Below are 16,934 nucleotides of genomic sequence, written 5' to 3'. Positions count from 1 at the left end.
GCGTTGCGCCGAACCGCGCACTCGGCGCGCGGGCCGCGCACCCACGCCTGATGCTCGCCCTGCGGGATGGAGGGGCCACCCCGCAGCGGAGGTGATGACGTGTCAGGAAGACTGCTGCGTCTGGCCTGTACGGTCGGGGCGGCGGCGCTCGCCGCACAGGCCGTCCTGGCCCCCGGGCTCGCCATGGCCGTACCGGAGCCGCCGGAGCCCGGTGCGCGGACCGTGGCCGAGCCGCCGACCCAGGCCCCGGCCCCGGCCCCGGCCCCGGGGAAACCACCGGTCACCGCGCCGGAGTCGTCGGCGTCGGGCGAAGCGCTGGTGGCCGGGGCGGAGGCCCGGGAACCGGATGAACCGCCGGCGTCCGAAGCGAAGGACCCGGGCGAGCGGACCGTGGCCGAGCTGCTGACGGAGCTTCAGCAGCTGTACCGCGAGGCCGAGCAGGCCACCGAGGCCTTCAACGCCACCGAGGAGCGGCTGAAGCAGCGGCGGGCCGAGACCCGGCGGCTGGACGCCGAGCTGGCGAAGGCCCGGCTCACCCTGCAGGACAGCCGGGGAGCGGTCGGGCGGCTGGCCCGCCAGCAGTACCAGGGCAGCACCGGCACCGACGTCTCGTCCTACGTGCGGCTGCTGCTCGCCCGCGATCCGCAGCACGCCCTGGACCAGGGGCATGTGATCGGCCGGTTGGCGCGTTCGCGGGCCGAGACGGTCGGCCGGCTGGAGAGCGGCGAACGCAAGGCCGACGGGCTGGCGCGCGCGGCGCGCGCCGCTCTCGACGACCAGCTCACCCTTACGGAACGCAGGAAGAAGGAGCGCGACGACGTCGACCGGCGACTGGCCGACGTCGAGGAACTCCTGGCCTCCCTGACCGCCGAGCAGCTCGCCGCCCTCGCCGAGTTGGAGAGGAAGGGGGTCGCGCAGGCGCAGGAGGAGCTGATGGCGTCCGGCGCGATCGCCGAGGACGGCAAGCCGCGCAAGCCGTCGAAGGAGGGCGGGCGGGCCGTGCGCTACGCCCTGCGGCAGCTCGGCAAGCCGTACGAGTGGGGCGCGGACGGCCCGAGGTCGTACGACTGCTCGGGCCTGACGTCCGAGGCCTGGGGGCACGCCGGGACGCGCATCCCCCGGACCAGCGAGGAACAGTGGGCGCGGCTGCCGCGGATCCCCCTGGCGGAGCTGCGCCCCGGCGACCTGGTGATCTACTTCCCCGAGGCCACGCATGTGGCGATGTACCTGGGCGAGGGCAAGGTGGTCCAGGCGCCGCGAACCGGGGAGAAGATCAAGATCTCCCCGATCGCGTCCTTCCCGGTACTGGGAGCCGTCCGCCCGGACGGCCGACCTGCGGGGGCAGGTCCTCAGGCCCCCGCGACCTCCGCCAGGAAGGCCCCCGTCTTCTCGGGCTCGTAGAAGAAGTTCTCGAGGTCGGCCGGGTCGTCGAAGGCGTTGACGAATCGGTTCGCCACCGGCGGCAGCTGGCCCGCCGCGCCGAGCAGGTTCACCACGTGCTCCGGCGGCGGCGCCAGCATGGCGTTGGTCCACTTGGTGACGTGCTGGGCGGTGTCCCAGTAGCGGTCGAAGGTGGCCCGCATCCACTCCTCGTCGAACTCCTTCTCACCGCGCTCCAGGATCGAGGCGAGGTAGGCGGCCGCGCACTTGGACGCGGAGTTCGAGCCCTGGCCGGTGATCGGGTCGTTGGCGACGACGACGTCCGCGACGCCCAGCACGAGGCCGCCGCCCGGCAGCCGGCCGATGGGGTTGCGGACCGTGGGCGCGTAGCGGCCGGCCAACGTGCCGCCGGCGTCGGTGAGTTCGACGTCCGTCGCGCGCGCGTACTCCCACGGCGTGAACTTCTCCATGAGTTCCAGGGTCAGGGAGAGGTGCTTCGCCGGGTCCTTGACGCCGTTGAAGACGTCCAGCGGGCCGCCGGGTATGCCCTCCCAGAAGAGGATGTCGGCGCGGCCCGAGGTGGTGAGCGTCGGCATGATGAAGAGCTCGCCGACGCCGGGGACGAGGTTGCAGCGGACGGCCTCCATGTCCGGGTGCTCGGGGCGCGGGCCCAGACCGTGGACGTAGGAGACGGCGAGGGCGCGCTGCGGCTCGGCGTACGGGGAGCGTTCGGGGTCGCGGGCGAACATCGACACCAGTTCGCCCTTGCCGGCCGAGACCAGGACGAGGTCGTAGGCGCGGGAGAAGTAGTCGAGGTCGGAGACGGCCGCGCCGTGGATGACGAGCTGGCCGCCGCGCTGGGCGAAGGTCTCCATCCAGCCGGCCATCTTGACCCGCTGGTCGACGGACTGCGCGAAGCCGTCGAGGGCGCCGACCCAGTCGATCACGCGCTGGGTGGGGCCCGGGTCGTGCGAGCCGGGCGCCGCGAGCGAGATGCCGACTCCGGCGATCTTCGGGGCCTGGGACTCCCAGAAGTTCAGCTGGAGATCGCGCTCGTGCTGCAGCGCCGTGTGGAACATGCACTGCGTCGACATGACCCGTCCGGCGCGGATCTCGTCCGCCGTCCGGTTGGACATCAGGGTGACCTCGTACCCGTGCGACTGGAGGCCGAGGGCGAGCTGGAGACCGGACTGGCCGGCTCCGACGACGAGTATCTTCCGCATGCGGGGAACGTCTCCTACTCGGGGGTTTCGTCGAGCGCGTGGCCCACCAGGGCCAAGAGGGTCTCGATCACCGAGATCCGGCGCCGCGCATCCATGATCATGACAGGTATGTGCGCGGGGATGGTGAGCGCCTCCCGCACGTCGTCCGGCTCGAACTTCTCGCTGTCGTCGAAGTGGTTGACGCCGACGACGTACGGCAGCCCGCAGCTCTCGAAGTAGTCCAGCGCGGGGAAGCAGTCCTTCAGCCGGCGGGTGTCGGCGAGGACGACCGCGCCGATCGCACCGCGCACCAGGTCGTCCCACATGAACCAGAACCGCTGCTGGCCCGGTGTGCCGAACAGGTAGAGCACCAGGTCGTCGTCGAGCGTGAGGCGGCCGTAGTCCATGGCGACCGTGGTGGTGGTCTTCTCGGGCGTGCCGGTGAGGTCGTCGGTCTCCTCGCTGGCCTCGGTCATCAGCGCCTCCGTCTGGAGGGGCTCGATCTCCGAGACGGTGCCGACGAGGGTGGTCTTGCCGACGCCGAAACCGCCCGCCACCACGATCTTCGTCGCGATGGGGGCGCGGGTCCGGTCCAGCTGCCAGGGCTGAAGGGGCTCGTCGGGTTCGACGGGCGGATTGACGCCGAAGGAGGCGGCGGCGTCAGAGACGACGGAGTCCACTCAGCACCCTTTCCAGCAGAGCGCGGTCGGGACGGCCCGTACCGTGAGCGGTACCGGTGCCGTACACACGGATCTTTCCCTGGTCCGCGAGGTCGCTGAGGAGCACCCGGACCACGCCGAGCGGCATCCTCAGCAGCGCGGCGATCTCGGCCACCGTGCGCATCCGGCGGCACAGTTCGACGATGGCCCGAAGCTCCGGCATGACCGCCGACCTGAGCGAACCGTTGGTGAGTTCCCTGCGCTCTTCCGGGGCTTCGAGGGCCGCCACGAAGGTCTCCACCAGCAGGACGTGCCCGAAGCGGGTACGGCCGCCGGTGAGCGAGTAGGGGCGCACCCGGGCGGGCTTGCGGTCGCCGCCGCGGACGGGGAGCTGCTGCCTGGTGTTCTCGGGTCGCGTGCTCATCGTGCGCTCCCGGCCGCCGCGGACTCCAGTGACTGGCGCAGCTCGCTGCGGAGTTCCGGGGTCAGGACGTGTCCGGCGCGGCCCACGAAGAGGGCCATGTGGTACGCCACCACGCTCATGTCGCAGTCGGCGGAGCCGTGCACGCCGAGGAGCGAGCCGTCGCTGATCGACATCACGAAGAGGCTGCCCTCGTCCATCGCGATCATGGTGTGCTTCACCCCGCCGAACGCCATCAGCTTGGCGGCGCCGATGGTGAGGCTGCCGATGCCGGAGACGATGGTCGCGAGGTCGGCGGAGGAGCCGCGCGGGCCGGAAGGTTTCGTCTCTCGGGCCTGACGTGCCTCGTCGTTGCGGCCTGGGTCCGAGGACAGCAGGAGCAGACCGTCGGAGGAGACGACCGCGACGGACTGGATGCCCGGCACTTCCTCCACGAGGTTGGTCAACAGCCAGTGCAGGTTTCGGGCTTCACTGCTCAGTCCGAAGGTACTGGGCGCGGTCAACTGCTTGCCTCCTCGACTGTGCCCCCCGTGTCATCTTCGGCGTGTGCGTGTGCTTCTTGAGCTCTGTGGGACACGTGAGCCGACGGGACCTTGTTCTGGCCCGTCCGTTCGGCGATTTCCGCTTCCACATCGCGGTAGCCGGCCTGCGCCCCCTGACGGAAGCCGCCCAGCCGGCGGCGGAGGGCGTCCGCGTCGACGGAACCGGTCCGCTGGCGCGGGGCTTGGGCGGGTGCGGTGATCTTGGGTGTGCGCTTGGGGAGGCCCTTGTCGGTGACGGGTTCCGCTGTTCCGGCCGGTGCGTCCGACGCATCCGGTACGTCCAGTGCGTCCGGCAGGTCCGGGACGCGGCTGTGCTCGGCGCTGCTGTCGTGGCCGCCGCGCACCTCGGGTTCGAGTTCGATGGCGGGTGCGGGCGTGGGTTCCGGCTCCGGCTGCGGCTGCGGCTGCGGCTGCGGCTGCGGCTGCGCTTCCGACTGCGGGGTCGGCAGCAGGAGTTCCATCGTGGTCTCGGCTGCCGTTTCCAGCCCCGATGCCGGTTCCGGTTCCGGGGTCGTTTCCGGTTCCGGGGTCTGCGCCTCTTGTGCCGCCTGCTCCGCCAGGGCGATCAGCGGGTCCGTGGACTTGGCACGGCCCGGCAGGACGTTGGAGTTGGCCTCCGCGTCGGCGCCGGGCAGGGTGAAGGTCTGGCCGGCAGCCGAGGCCGGGGTCGCCGAGGGGATCGCGGCGGCCGGGGCCGCGGCCAGCAGCGGGGTCGGCAGGACGACGACCGCGGCCACCCCGCCCTGCTTCTGCCCGCGCAGGCGCACCCGCACCCCGTGCCGGTGGGCGAGCCGGGCCACCACGTACAGGCCGAGGCCGAGACCCTCCTCGCCCTCCTGGTCGTAGGGCGTCTCGGGGTCGAACTCGGCGAGGCGGGCGTTGAGCCGGCCCATCCGCTCCTCGGTCATGCCGATGCCCTCGTCCTGGACGGAGAGCATGACCTCGCCGTTCTCCAGGAGCCAGCCGGAGACCTCGACGGGCAGGTCGGGCGGGGAGAACGAGGTGGCGTTCTCCATGAGTTCGGCCAGCAGATGGCTCAGGTCGTCCGCGGCGAAGCCGGCCACGTGCGCGTGCGGGGGCAGCGCGGAGATCCGGACGCGCTCGTAGCGCTCGATCTCGCTGACCGCCGCGCGGACCACGTCCACCAGCGGGATCGGGCCCGCGTGCTGCTGGACGTGCTCGGTGCCGGCCAGGACCAGCAGGTTCTCGCTGTGGCGGCGCATGACCGTGGCGAAGTGGTCGAGCTTGAAGAGCGTGGCCAGCCGGTCGGGGTCCTGCTCGCGCTCCTCCAGGCCCTCGATGACGGCGAGTTGGCGCTCGACCAGGCCGAGGGTGCGCAGGGCGAGGTTGACGAAGGTGCCGCTGATGCTGTCGCGCAGGCCGTCCAGCTGGGTGGCCGAGTCGGTGAGTTCGGCGCGCAGTTCCTCGCGGGCGTCGGCCATCCGCTGGCGCTGCCCGACCAGGTGCTTGCGGTCGGACTCCAGGGTGGCGACGCGCTCGTGGAGGGCCACGGCGTGCTGGTGCAGGGCGTTGACGGAGCGGACGACCTGGGCGAACTCGTCGTTGCGGCCGGTGAACCCGACCGGTTCCTCGGCCGCCGGGTTCTCGGCCTCGGCGAGCCGTGCCGAGCCGCGGCGCAGCACGGACAGCGGGCGGGTGAGGCTGCGCGCCATGCCGGTGGCGACGACGACGGCCAGCAGCATCAGCGCGCCGAGGAGGGTGACCCGCAGCTCCAGGTCGGTGACGTCGTCGTCCCGCAACTGCGCGAGGTCCTCGGTGCGCTTGCCGTAGAGGGAGGACTCGACGCCGCGCATCAGGTCGACGCGGGCGGAGAGCGCGGCGTCCAGTTTCTTGACGCTGGTGTCGAGTTCGGCGCCGCTCAGTTCCGGCTGGTCGGTGAGGGACGCGAGGTACGCCTCGGCGGCGTCTACGTCGCCTCCGGTGACCGTGGAGTCGTACGAGGCGACCGCGTCCTGCGGCGCGCCCTCCCGGAAGTCGGCGAGGGCCGCGTCGGAACGCAGCCGGGCCTGCTGCGCGGCGGCGGTGAGGGCGTCGCGCCGCTTGGTGTCGGCGGAGGAGGAGACCTTCTCCGTGGTCGAGCGGCCGGTGAAGGGGTCGTACTCGGTCTCGACCCGTGTCGGCACGTTCAGCGCGGCGAGGAGCAGTCCCCGGGCCGCGGAGGCCTGTTGGACGGCGGTGTCGAGCTCGGCGAGGGCGTACGCGCCGGAGCCCGCGCGGGGCGGCATCTGCTCGGCGAGCCGGTCGACGAGGACGTGGAGGGCGGTGATGGCCCGGGAGTACGCCTCGTGCGACTGAAGCGCCGAGCTCTTGCCGGTGAGGGCCGCCTGCCGCACGGAGGGGACGGCTCCGAGGGCCTCGCGCAGCGCGGCGGAGACCTCCGTCTCGGTGGTCAGCTCGCGCACCTGCCGGTCCACCCGGGCGCTGCCCTCGGCGGAGGGCGCCTTGGACTTCACCCGGCCGGCCGCGACATAGGTGCTGACCTCGTCGCGCTCGTCCGCGAGGGACTGGGCGAGGGCGAGGGCGTCCTGGGTCTGCTCGGCCAGGGTGACCAGGTCCTGGGCGTCCTTCAACTGGCCGGAGGCGGCCAGGATCGAGGGGGCGCCGGCCCCGGCGATGGCGGCGGCCACCACGGCCACCGCGACGATCAGCCGATTGCGCACGTGGGTCGGACGGCCCTTGCCGACAGGGGTGCGCTCCGCGCCCCCCTCGGAGGCCGTCTGCCTGCCTGTACGCCGAGGCCGCGTCTTCTGCACCGGTGCTCGCATTCCTGACTCGTGTACCCATGGGCCGGATGTGACGCTCCGTCAACTGGCGCGTACGTCCGGTACGGCTCCCGACCCTCCCAGTGCCGGTGGGCAGGGGCCGCGCATCGCTTGCCCCGCCACCCGAAGGAGTGAACATCGGAGGGGAGTTGGCGGGCAAGTTCCTCTGGCGCGTGCAGCGGCCTTGTGCGGCAGGCCGGTTGGACGTGGGCGGCGGGCTTTGACAGTATTCGCCGCCACGCCTTCCCGGAGTACTGCATTCCCACCCAAAACACCCGTCTGACCTGCGACGGTGCGGCTGTTCGGCGAGTGATGCCAGCCTTTTGCGAAGACCGTGAGGGGGTCGTGCAGACTGGCCGAATGCGTACGGAACTTGTGTCGGAGGCCGGCGATCGGGCGCGCCTCAACGAGGACTTCGCGAGCGTCGGGCTTTCCGCCTCCGGACAGGGCGGTTCGCTCGTCGTCCTGGACGGAGTGACGCCACCGAAGGGCGACGCGGGTTGTCTGCATTCGGTCCCCTGGTTCACCGCACACCTCGGCGGCGCGCTGACCGAACTGACCGTTTCACTCACGGATGTTCCGCTGGCCGAGGCGCTCGCCCTGGCCATTGCGCGTACCGCTGAGGCCCATGTCGAAACCTGTGACCTTTCTCACCCACGCACCCCTCAGGCCACAGTGGTTCTCGCGCGGTGGTCGCCGGAGACCGTCGAGTACCTGGTCCTGTGCGACGCGACGCTGCTGCTCGCGTCCCCGGACGGCACGGTCGTCCCCGTCACCGACGACCGGCTGGCCCGGCTGCCGCGCGAGCTGCTGCGGAGCGCCGAGGTCGTCGACGGCACGCTCCGTAACAGGGAGGGCGGATTCTTCACCGCCGCGGCCGACCCCTCGGTGGCCGCGCGGGCGGTGACCGCGACCGTGCCGCGCGCGGAGGTCCGCTCCCTGGCCGCGCTGTCGGACGGGGCCACCCGCTGGACGGAGCTCTTCGGGGAGGGCGACTGGGCGGACCTGCTCACCGTCGTCCGCGAGGAGGGGGGCCGCTCGCTGGTGGAGCGGGTCCGGGCGCTGGAGCGGGCCGACGCCGCCGCCGGGCGGGCCTTCCTGGGCCGGGCGAAGACCCACGACGACGCGACGGTGGTGTGCGTGGAGCCGTAGGGCCGCCGGCCCCTGCCGAGGTTCCGGCTACTTCTCCATGCCCCGGTTCAGCTGGTTCAGCAGGCGGGCCAGCTCGGAGACCTCGGCGCGGTCCCAGTCGGAGAAATGGCTGACGTACCGCTCACGGCGGGCCTCGCGGACCCGGCGCACCCGGGTCCGGCCCTCCTCGGTGAGGTCGACCAGCCAGGCGCGGCCGTCCGCCGGGTCCGGTTCGCGGGCGACCAGGCCGAGCTGTTCCAGGGCGCGCAGCTGGCGGGACATGGTGGCCTTGCCGACGCCGATGTAGGCGGCGAGCTCCGTGGCGCGCTGGCGGCCGCACTCCTCCAGCCGGACGAGGAGCCCGTAGGCGGCGGACTCCAGGTCCGGATGGACCTCGCGGGCCATCTCGCCCTGGTTGGCGCGGGCGCGGCGCAGCAGCACCGTGAGCTCCCGCTCCAGGGAGAGGAACTCCCGGTCGCCCTGCTCCACACCACGCGACGACGTCTCGCCGTCTGTGTCCTCGTGCACGTCAGCACCCCTGATCTCGCCGCCTCGCCGCCATCGGCGCAGCGCTTAAGTATTTCGCAGGCACAGACCGACGGAGCTTCCCAGGCCCCGCGTCAGGTGCGGCGTCGGGCCGGGCGTGCGTGCGGCGTCGTCGGGCCGGGCTCGGGGGGCGGCTCGCGTACTGCTCGCGTGCGGCGAGGGCCCGGGGCTCCCTCATGGAACCCGGGCCCCGCCCCACCCGCGGCGTCCGTCACGCCGCCACGGGAACCTGCGACCTCGCGCCGTTCACGGCGGGCGCGAGCGCCAGTTCCAGGACCTGGCGGACGTCGGTGACGGCGTGGACGTCGAGCTTGTCCAGCACCTCCGCCGGGACGTCGTCCAGATCGGGCTCGTTGCGCTTGGGGATGACGACGGTGGTGACGCCGGCCCGGTGCGCGGCGAGCAGCTTCTGCTTCACGCCGCCGATGGGCAGCACCCGGCCGGTCAGCGAGACCTCGCCGGTCATCGCCACGTCGGTGCGGACCAGTCGGCCGGACAGCAGGGACGCGAGGGCCGTCGTCATGGTGACGCCGGCGCTCGGGCCGTCCTTGGGGACCGCGCCCGCCGGGAAGTGGATGTGCACGCCCCGGTCCTTGAGGTCGCCCACCGGCAGTTCCAGTTCGGCCCCGTGGCTGCGCAGGAAGCTCAGCGCGATCTGCGCCGACTCCTTCATCACGTCGCCGAGCTGACCGGTCAGGGTGAGGCCCGCCGCGCCCGTCTCCGGGTCGGCCAGCGACGCCTCGACGAACAGGACGTCGCCGCCCGCGCCGGTCACGGCGAGACCGGTCGCGACTCCGGGCACGGCGGTGCGGCGCTCGGCCGGGTCCTGGGCGGACTCGGGCACGTGGTGCGGCCGGCCGATCAGGGCGCGCAGGTCCTCGTCCCGGACGGTGAACGGCAGCTTCCGCTCGCCCAGTTCGTGCTGGGCCGCGACCTTGCGCAGCAGCCGGGCGATGGACCGCTCCAGGGTGCGCACGCCGGCCTCGCGGGTGTACTCGCCGGCGAGCTTGCGCAGCGCGCTCTCGTCGAGCGCCACCTCGTCCTTGTCCAGGCCCGCGCGCTCCAGCTGACGCGGGAGCAGGTGGTCGCGGGCGATGACGACCTTCTCGTCCTCGGTGTAGCCGTCGAGGCGGACCAGCTCCATGCGGTCGAGCAGGGCCTCCGGGATGGCTTCGAGGACGTTGGCGGTGGCGAGGAAGACCACGTCCGACAGGTCGAGCTCGACCTCCAGGTAGTGGTCCCGGAAGGTGTGGTTCTGGGCCGGGTCGAGGACCTCCAGCAGGGCGGCGGCCGGGTCGCCCCGGAAGTCGGAGCCCACCTTGTCGATCTCGTCGAGCAGGACCACCGGGTTCAGCGACCCGGCCTCCTTGATCGCCCGCACGATCCGGCCGGGCAGCGCGCCGACGTAGGTGCGGCGGTGACCGCGGATCTCGGCCTCGTCCCGGACGCCGCCGAGGGCGACGCGGACGAACTTGCGGCCCATGGCGTGGGCGACGGACTCGCCGAGGCTGGTCTTGCCGACCCCGGGAGGCCCGACCAGGGCCAGCACCGCGCCGCCGCGCCGGCCGCCCACGACGCCCAGTCCGCGTTCGCCGCGTCGCTTGCGCACGGCGAGGTACTCGGTGATGCGCTCCTTCACGTCGTCCAGACCGGCGTGCTCGGCGTCGAGGACCGCGCGGGCGCCCTGGATGTCGTAGCGGTCCTCGGTCCGTTCGTTCCACGGCAGTTCGAGGACGGTGTCCAGCCAGGTCCGGATCCAGGAGCCCTCGGGCGACTGGTCGCTGGACCGCTCCAGCTTGTCGACCTCCTTGAGAGCGGCCTCGCGGACCTTCTCGGGCAGGTCGGCGGCCTCGACACGGGCGCGGTAGTCGTCCGACTCCTCGCCCTCCTGCTCGCCGCCCAGTTCGCGCAGCTCCTTGCGGACGGCGTCGAGCTGGCGGCGCAGCAGGAACTCGCGCTGCTGCTTGTCGACGCCCTCCTGGACGTCCTTGGCGATGGTCTCGGCGACGTCCTGTTCGGCGAGGTGCTCGCGCAGCTGCCGGGTGGCGAGCTTGAGCCGGGCCACCGCGTCGGCGGTCTCCAGCAGCTCGACCTTCTGTTCGGTGGTCAGGAACGGCGAGTAGCCGGAGTTGTCGGCGAGCGCGGAGACGTCGTCGATGGCCTGGACGCGGTCGACGACCTGCCAGGCGCCGCGCTTGCGCAGCCAGGCGGTGGCGAGCGCCTTGTACTCCTTGACGAGTTCGGCGACATGGCCGGGCAGCGGCTCGGGCACGCTCTCGTCGGCCCTCGTCCCCTCGACCCACAGCGCGGCGCCGGGGCCGGTCGTGCCCGCGCCGATCTGCACGCGGCCGCGGCCGCGGATCAGCGCGCCCGGGTCGCCGTCGGCCAGGCGGCCGACCTGTTCGACGGTGCCGAGCACACCCGTGCTCGCGTACGTCCCGTCGATGCGCGGCACCAGCAGCACGCGGGGCTTCCCGCCCGCGGACCGGGCGGCGGCCTGGGCCGCCTCGACCGCGGCGCGTACGTCGGTGTCGTTGAGGTCCAGTGGAACCACCATGCCGGGGAGCACGACCTCGTCGTCGAGAGGCAGCACGGGCAGGGTGAGCAGTGTGGACGTCGAAGCCATGATCTCCCCTTAGGCAGTCAAGTTGAGCTATGCCGACTCAATGCACCTGAGCCCCCGAATGTTCCCCGCACCGCTACCGTTCGCTGTGGGCGATCGCGACTGGAGTCGATATGAACGTATTCGCACAGGCTTGGGTGGACGGCTGGGTCGTGTCGCGCGGGGCGGCTCCGCCCGTGGTCGAGCCGTGGGGCTGGACCATCGACGTGGGAACGGGCACCCATCACGTCACCCGGCACGTCCTCGGCGCGACGAACGACGACGTCGACGAGGCGACCGTCCGGAACGTGGCCGGCTCGGTCACCGGGGCGGGGGTCTGGCTGAAGGTGTTCGCCGACCCGGCGGTGACCGGGGCCTGGCTGGGGCCGGACTGGTGGACGGATCCCGAGCCCGGCCATCTGATGTCGGCCGCGCTGACGGACGCCCCGGCCGGCCCGGTCCCCGACGGCTACCGGCAGCGCACCTGGTCGATCGGCGGCGTCACCCGCACGATGATCGTCGCCCCGGACGGCTCTCTGGCCGCGCGCGGACAGATCGCTCCGACCGGCGCGACGGCGGTCGTCGACCAGATCGAGACGTCCCCCGGGCACCTCCGGCGCGGGCTCGGCACCCTCGTCATGCGCACGCTCCAGTGCACGGCGGTCGCACAGGGAGCGCAGACCGGCGTACTGGGCGCGACACCAGCCGGACGGGGGCTGTACGAGTCGCTGGGCTGGCGCGTCGAGTCGCCGCTGACCAGCGCGAAGTTCACCGGAAGCACGCGCGGGTGACGTCAGGCGGCCGAGAGGGCGCACCCTCCGGCGCCGCACGACGGGGCACGCCCCTCGCGCCCCCTCCCCGTACCCCGCTCACTTCCGGCATTCGCCCCGAAGCATCCCCTCACCCGACCACAATGCGCATATGACCGATGACTGGAAGCGACGTCTCGACGCCCTCCACGCCGAGTTGGTCCGCCGCGACGACCCCGTCGCCTGGGTGACGGAGGCGGACGCCGTCGAGGCCTCCCGGCGATATCCGCACATCGCGCTGCGCGGGCCCGTCTTCGGCATCGCCGCGCGCGACCCGGCCGCCCATCCGCGCTGGCGGCTGCTGAAACCGATGGTGGACGGCATGCCCCAGCAGGCCCGGGACGGGCTGAACTCGCACCTGTGGTTCAAGGCGAAGGACGGCGCCGGCGACCCGGCCGCCCGGCGTGAGCTGCTGGCGGCCGTGGCCGTGCTGGAGAGGGCGCCGGCCGACGAGGTGGAGGCGCTGGGCGTGCGCTACCGGGTGGTGCGCGGCGACGAGTTCGCCCGCACCGGCGACGACGGTCTGGAACCGCCCCGGCCCACCGACCCGGAGACCACGGCCCCGTCCTGGGAGGACCAGAGCGCCGCCCCGTCACCCGACGTGGGCTTCGTCCTCGACCCCGGCCGGGACGAGGGCCCGATGGCGGGCGCCCTGCGGCTCGGCCTGCGCGACTTCACGTACACGGGGGCCCGGTTCCCGGCCGACGTGCGCGCGGACTCCGCGCGGGCGACCAGGACGCACCCGGACGTGGTCCGGCTGCCCGTCGGCTTCTCGGTGGCCGAACGCGACGACTCGGGCTGGACCCCGTGCGGGGCACTGGCGGCGACCCCGCACGAGGCGCGCCGCACGCTGTACGAGGGGATGTCCCGCGTGTGGGCGATGCTGTACCGCTTCGACGAGCGGAAGAAGGCCCTCTACGCGCGGGCCGCGGAGGCGTTCCGCACCGCCGGCCGGGCCGACGAGGCGCGCGTGGAGGATCGGCTGTTCCGGATCTGCCGTGTCGAACGGATGGTCCGCCTGGGCCCGGACGGCCCCGAGCCGCCCCGCCCCTCGGACGTCGACGAGTACGGCCCCATGAAGCTCCACCCGACCCTGCACGAGGACGGCACGGTCCAGTTCGAGGACTAGGGGGCTTCTGATGGATCTCCGCGGCGGATCCACGGCCAGGTGGCGATGCCTGTCGTCAGGGCGATCAGGTGGCCCCAGTTGGTCAGCGGGTCGGTGAAGGCGATCAGGTCCTGGAGCAGCATCCCGCCGAAGGCGGCGAGCAGGGGCCAGCGCAGCCAGGGTTTGAGCAGCCCGGCCAACGCGCCGACGCTCGCGGCGACGCCGAAGCTGATGCCGTAGTCGAGGCGGTGCAGCGAGCTGTCGGGCAGCCGGCCCACGAGCACGGCCAGACCGACCGGCACCTCGGTCGCGAGGGTGGCCAGGACATGCCCGAGCAGGAAGACGAGCGCCGTGCGGAGCCCGCCGATGCGCCGTTCCAGCAGGGTGAGGACGACCAGGAAGCTGAGCGTGAAGAGCGAGGCGAAGCCGCCCGCCACCCAGAGCCCGCTGCCCACCAGCACCAGCACCGGTGTCTGCGACAGGTGCGCCACGTCGGTGCTGAAGCCCTGGTGCAGGGCGTGCACGAGGGTGGGGTCCAGTTGCGAGGTCAGGAAAGACGTGAAGGCGAGGACGGCCGCGTAGGCGAGGGTGAAGGGCACCGGGAGCCGAAAGCGGGGTGGGGAGTCCGTCGCGTCGGGCTCCGCGGCCGGTTGCGCGGCCGGTTGCATGGCCGGTTGCGCGGCGGGGTGCGGAGTGCGCTGGCCCGGGATGGCGTCCAGCAGTCCGGAGACGTCGGGCAGTCCGGAGACGTCGGGCAGGGCCGCGCCCGTGGGGGCGACCGTGCCATCCACCGTGAGTTCCACCGTGAGGCGCTCCTTCCGTTTCACTCCACCTTTCGTGTCACGCGCGACCGCTGTCTGTGACGGGCGCCACGTCGAAGCCGATTCACAGGAAGCTCCGAGGCTCCTCCCTGCTGATTCCTGGGAGCCCAGAGCCTTTTCCGAACAAGCGTGCGTCAACCGCACTCGTCACCCACGGAATTCCCTCAACAAACCGTCAGGGAACTGCCAGGATGGGCCGATGCCCACCCCGTACGACATCCCCGACGCGCCGCTTGTCCTGGACCGTCGCGAGGGCCCCTACGGTGAGATCGTCCTGCGCCAGCACGGGGACTTGCTCCAGATCATCGCCAACGGCTGCTTCCTGATGGACACCTCGGACGGCCGCTCGGAACGACTGCTGGTGGACGCGGCACGGGACGCGCTGGACGACCGTCCGGCCCCCGACCTGCTGATCGGCGGCCTCGGCGTCGGCTTCTCGCTCGCGCACGCCGCCGCCGACCCCCGCTGGAGCGCGGTCACGGTGGTGGAGCGCGAGCGGGCCGTCATCGACTGGCACCTCGACGGCCCACTGGCCGCGCTCTCCGGACCGGCGCTCGCCGACCCCCGTACGAAGATCGTCGAAACGGACCTCGTCGACTACGTCAATGAGACATGCGACACGTTCGACGCGGTATGCCTGGACATCGACAACGGGCCCGGCTGGACCGTCACCGAGGGCAACGACAGCCTCTACTCGGCGGCCGGACTCTCAAGCTGCAGACGGGTGTTGAGACCCGGTGGAGTACTGGCCGTGTGGTCAGCCCAGCCCTCTCCGGAATTCGAGGGAACCATGGGGAATGCCGGGTTCCAACAGGTGCGTACCGAAGAGATCCAGGTTGCCCGAGGCGTGCCGGACGTCGTGCACCTCGGCGTCCGACCTGGATAGCAAACCCGCGGTGACTCCCCGTACGCTGCACCCCTGACGCCGATCATTCATGCGTCAACCGCAGTCATGCGCAGACAAGGGATCACCCCACTGGTTCCGGAAAGCACACTCAGGGGCGGGCGATGGAGCAGACACACACCGCACACAACAGCACGGCGACGGCGACCCCGGGAGCGCAGCGGCGCGTCCTGGTGGTGGAGGACGACCCGACGATCGTCGACGCCATCGCGGCCCGCCTGCGCGCCGAGGGATTCCTCGTGCAAACGGCGGGCGACGGTCCCGCGGCGGTCGACACCGCCGAGGCCTGGCAGCCCGATCTGCTGATCCTCGACATCATGCTGCCCGGCTTCGACGGTCTGGAGGTCTGCCGTCGTGTGCAGGCCGCCCGTCCGGTGCCGGTGCTGATGCTCACCGCGCGCGACGACGAGACCGACATGCTGGTCGGGCTCGGCGTGGGCGCGGACGACTACATGACCAAGCCGTTCTCGATGCGGGAGCTGGCGGCACGCGTGCACGTGCTGCTGCGCCGGGTGGAGCGCGCCGCGATCGCGGCGACGACCCCGCGCAGCGGGATCCTGCGGCTCGGCGAGCTGGAGATCGACCACGCGCAGCGCCGGGTGCGGGTGCGCTCGGAGGACGTGCACCTCACGCCCACCGAGTTCGACCTGCTGGTCTGCCTGGCGAACACCCCGCGCGCGGTGCTCTCCCGTGAGCAGCTCCTCGCCGAGGTCTGGGACTGGGCGGACGCCTCCGGCACCCGTACCGTCGACAGCCACATCAAGGCGCTGCGGCGGAAGATCGGCGCCGAGCGGATCCGCACGGTGCACGGCGTGGGCTACGCGTTGGAGACCCCGACGCCATGAGCTCCGGGCCGGACGGACCGAGAAGCCCCGGGGAGCCCTGGGGCGGCGTACGCCCGTTCTCGATCAAGACCAAGCTGGGCGCGCTGGTCGTGATCTCGGTGCTGATCACGACCGGTCTGTCGATGATCGCGGTGCACACCAAGACGGAGCTGCGCTTCATCACGGTCTTCTCGATGATCGCCACACTGCTCATCACGCAGTTCGTGGCGCATTCGCTCACCGCGCCGCTGGACGAGATGAACACGGTGGCCCGGTCCATCTCGCACGGCGACTACACCCGCCGGGTGCGCGAGAACCGCCGTGACGAGCTGGGCGACCTGGCCCAGACGATCAACGTCATGGCGGACGAGCTGGAGGCGCAGGACCGGCAGCGCAAGGAGCTGGTGGCCAACGTCTCGCATGAGCTGCGCACGCCCATCGCGGGCCTGCGCGCCGTCCTGGAGAACGTGGTCGACGGCATCGCCGAGGCCGACACCGAGACGATGCGCACGGCCCTGAAGCAGACGGAGCGGCTCGGGCGGCTGGTGGAGACCCTGCTGGACCTGTCCCGCCTCGACAACGGCGTCGTCCCGCTGCGCAGGCGGCGCTTCGAGGTGTGGCCGTATCTGTCGGGCGTGCTGAAGGAGGCCAACATGGTTGCCTCGGCGCGCGCCACCATGGGCTCGGGCGGCAACCACACCCGCACGGACGTCCATCTGCATCTGGACGTCTCCCCGCCGGAGCTGACCGCGCACGCGGATCCGGAGCGCATCCACCAGGTCGTCGCCAACCTGATCGACAACGCGGTCAAGCACAGCCCCCCGCACGGACGGGTGACGGTGAAGGCGCGGCGCGGGCCGCAGCCGGAGTCGCTGGAGCTGGAGATCCTGGACGAGGGGCCCGGCATTCCGCGCTCGGAGTGGCATCGCGTGTTCGAGCGGTTCAACCGGGGAGCCGTCCGCCGGCCGCACGGTCCGGGCAGCGACGGCGGCACGGGCCTGGGGCTGGCGATCGCCCGCTGGGCGGTCGATCTTCACGGCGGCCGGATCGGGGTGGCCGAATCCGAGCGGGGTTGCCGGATTCTTATCACCCTTCCGGGAGAGTCATCCGTCCCAAGTTGACGTAAAGTTCGAACCGGAGCCACAAGATCCACGGCAGTTCGCGCAGTCGGACACGTGTGATCAGGCAGAGGACCGGCCCAG

At 72.2% G+C, this 16,934-nt stretch carries 15 protein-coding genes; 7 read left to right on the top strand and 8 right to left on the bottom strand.

The window, feature by feature from the left end; translation table 11 throughout:
* Positions 1-99: 99 nt before the first annotated feature.
* On the top strand, positions 100-1,401 hold the full coding sequence (locus AB0J04_RS12430; RefSeq protein WP_363168318.1) for an NlpC/P60 family protein: 1,302 nt from the start codon (positions 100-102) through the stop codon (positions 1,399-1,401).
* Here the strand turns inward: AB0J04_RS12430 and AB0J04_RS12425 are convergent.
* The 5 genes from AB0J04_RS12425 to AB0J04_RS12405 are packed head-to-tail and all read right to left on the bottom strand — an operon-like array spanning position 1,350 to position 6,978.
* A complete protein-coding gene (locus AB0J04_RS12425) occupies positions 1,350-2,603 on the bottom strand; it encodes a styrene monooxygenase/indole monooxygenase family protein (protein ID WP_363168317.1) in 1,254 nt (417 codons plus the stop codon). The genes AB0J04_RS12430 and AB0J04_RS12425 overlap by 52 nt on opposite strands.
* Before the next feature lie 14 nt (positions 2,604-2,617).
* The gene (locus AB0J04_RS12420) at positions 2,618-3,262 is read right to left on the bottom strand and encodes an ATP/GTP-binding protein (protein WP_363168316.1); all 645 of its coding nucleotides are present in this window, start codon (positions 3,260-3,262) and stop codon (positions 2,618-2,620) included.
* A complete protein-coding gene (locus AB0J04_RS12415; protein ID WP_363168315.1) occupies positions 3,243-3,665 on the bottom strand; it encodes a DUF742 domain-containing protein in 423 nt (140 codons plus the stop codon). The genes AB0J04_RS12420 and AB0J04_RS12415 overlap by 20 nt, the downstream gene beginning before the upstream one ends.
* The gene (locus AB0J04_RS12410) at positions 3,662-4,165 is read right to left on the bottom strand and encodes a roadblock/LC7 domain-containing protein (protein ID WP_363168314.1); all 504 of its coding nucleotides are present in this window, start codon (positions 4,163-4,165) and stop codon (positions 3,662-3,664) included. Before AB0J04_RS12410 ends, AB0J04_RS12415 begins: the two co-directional genes overlap by 4 nt.
* Complete coding sequence (locus AB0J04_RS12405) at positions 4,162-6,978, bottom strand: nitrate- and nitrite sensing domain-containing protein (RefSeq protein WP_363168312.1); 2,817 nt, start codon at positions 6,976-6,978, stop codon at positions 4,162-4,164. The genes AB0J04_RS12410 and AB0J04_RS12405 overlap by 4 nt, the downstream gene beginning before the upstream one ends.
* A 369-nt stretch (positions 6,979-7,347) precedes the next feature.
* Here AB0J04_RS12405 and AB0J04_RS12400 point away from each other — a divergent pair, with 369 nt between their 5' ends.
* A complete protein-coding gene (locus AB0J04_RS12400; protein WP_363168310.1) occupies positions 7,348-8,139 on the top strand; it encodes a hypothetical protein in 792 nt (263 codons plus the stop codon).
* A 27-nt stretch (positions 8,140-8,166) separates the two neighbouring features.
* Here AB0J04_RS12400 and AB0J04_RS12395 read toward each other — a convergent pair whose 3' ends face one another.
* Both AB0J04_RS12395 and lon read right to left on the bottom strand, forming a co-directional pair.
* Positions 8,167-8,646, bottom strand: a complete 480-nt coding sequence (locus AB0J04_RS12395; RefSeq protein WP_351903378.1) for a MarR family transcriptional regulator — start codon at positions 8,644-8,646, stop codon at positions 8,167-8,169.
* 229 nt (positions 8,647-8,875) lie between these two features.
* Positions 8,876-11,290: an endopeptidase La gene (lon, locus tag AB0J04_RS12390; RefSeq protein WP_363168308.1), complete on the bottom strand. Its 2,415-nt coding sequence runs from the start codon at positions 11,288-11,290 to the stop codon at positions 8,876-8,878.
* Positions 11,291-11,400: 110 nt separating this feature from the next.
* Between lon and AB0J04_RS12385 the strand changes: the two genes are divergently transcribed.
* On the top strand, positions 11,401-12,057 hold the full coding sequence (locus tag AB0J04_RS12385; RefSeq protein WP_363168306.1) for a GNAT family N-acetyltransferase: 657 nt from the start codon (positions 11,401-11,403) through the stop codon (positions 12,055-12,057).
* Between the two features lie 130 nt (positions 12,058-12,187).
* Complete coding sequence (locus AB0J04_RS12380) at positions 12,188-13,204, top strand: DUF5954 family protein (protein WP_363168305.1); 1,017 nt, start codon at positions 12,188-12,190, stop codon at positions 13,202-13,204.
* Here the strand turns inward: AB0J04_RS12380 and AB0J04_RS12375 are convergent.
* Positions 13,201-13,974: a rhomboid-like protein gene (locus AB0J04_RS12375; protein ID WP_363168355.1), complete on the bottom strand. Its 774-nt coding sequence runs from the start codon at positions 13,972-13,974 to the stop codon at positions 13,201-13,203. The genes AB0J04_RS12380 and AB0J04_RS12375 overlap by 4 nt on opposite strands.
* 229 nt (positions 13,975-14,203) lie before the next feature.
* Between AB0J04_RS12375 and AB0J04_RS12370 the strand changes: the two genes are divergently transcribed.
* From AB0J04_RS12370 to AB0J04_RS12360, 3 genes are all read left to right on the top strand, one after another.
* Positions 14,204-14,890: a spermidine synthase gene (locus AB0J04_RS12370; RefSeq protein ID WP_363168304.1), complete on the top strand. Its 687-nt coding sequence runs from the start codon at positions 14,204-14,206 to the stop codon at positions 14,888-14,890.
* Between the two features lie 122 nt (positions 14,891-15,012).
* Positions 15,013-15,753 (top strand): response regulator transcription factor, encoded by a 741-nt coding sequence (locus AB0J04_RS12365; RefSeq protein WP_310433446.1) that lies wholly within the window; start codon positions 15,013-15,015, stop codon positions 15,751-15,753.
* Complete coding sequence (locus AB0J04_RS12360; protein ID WP_363168303.1) at positions 15,750-16,853, top strand: ATP-binding protein; 1,104 nt, start codon at positions 15,750-15,752, stop codon at positions 16,851-16,853. Before AB0J04_RS12365 ends, AB0J04_RS12360 begins: the two co-directional genes overlap by 4 nt.
* The last annotated feature ends 81 nt before the right edge of the window (positions 16,854-16,934 follow it).

The organism is Streptomyces sp. NPDC050263 (assembly GCF_040655955.1).
Classification (GTDB): Bacteria; Actinomycetota; Actinomycetes; order Streptomycetales; family Streptomycetaceae; genus Streptomyces.
The sequence above is the reverse complement of the archived record's forward strand: the minus strand, read 5'-3'. Positions and strand labels throughout refer to the sequence as shown.

Excerpts from the sequence above, each read along its gene's own strand:
- AB0J04_RS12400 (WP_363168310.1), top strand. The coding sequence starts at position 7,348 with ATGCGTACGGAACTTGTGTCGGAGGCCGGCGATCGGGCGCGCCTCAAC.
- AB0J04_RS12365 (WP_310433446.1), top strand. The coding sequence starts at position 15,013 with ATGGAGCAGACACACACCGCACACAACAGCACGGCGACGGCGACCCCG.
- AB0J04_RS12380 (WP_363168305.1), top strand. The coding sequence starts at position 12,188 with ATGACCGATGACTGGAAGCGACGTCTCGACGCCCTCCACGCCGAGTTG.
- AB0J04_RS12360 (WP_363168303.1), top strand. The coding sequence starts at position 15,750 with ATGAGCTCCGGGCCGGACGGACCGAGAAGCCCCGGGGAGCCCTGGGGC.
- lon (WP_363168308.1), bottom strand. The coding sequence starts at position 11,290 with ATGGCTTCGACGTCCACACTGCTCACCCTGCCCGTGCTGCCTCTCGAC.
- AB0J04_RS12415 (WP_363168315.1), bottom strand. The coding sequence starts at position 3,665 with ATGAGCACGCGACCCGAGAACACCAGGCAGCAGCTCCCCGTCCGCGGC.
- AB0J04_RS12385 (WP_363168306.1), top strand. The coding sequence starts at position 11,401 with ATGAACGTATTCGCACAGGCTTGGGTGGACGGCTGGGTCGTGTCGCGC.
- AB0J04_RS12370 (WP_363168304.1), top strand. The coding sequence starts at position 14,204 with ATGCCCACCCCGTACGACATCCCCGACGCGCCGCTTGTCCTGGACCGT.
- AB0J04_RS12425 (WP_363168317.1), bottom strand. The coding sequence starts at position 2,603 with ATGCGGAAGATACTCGTCGTCGGAGCCGGCCAGTCCGGTCTCCAGCTC.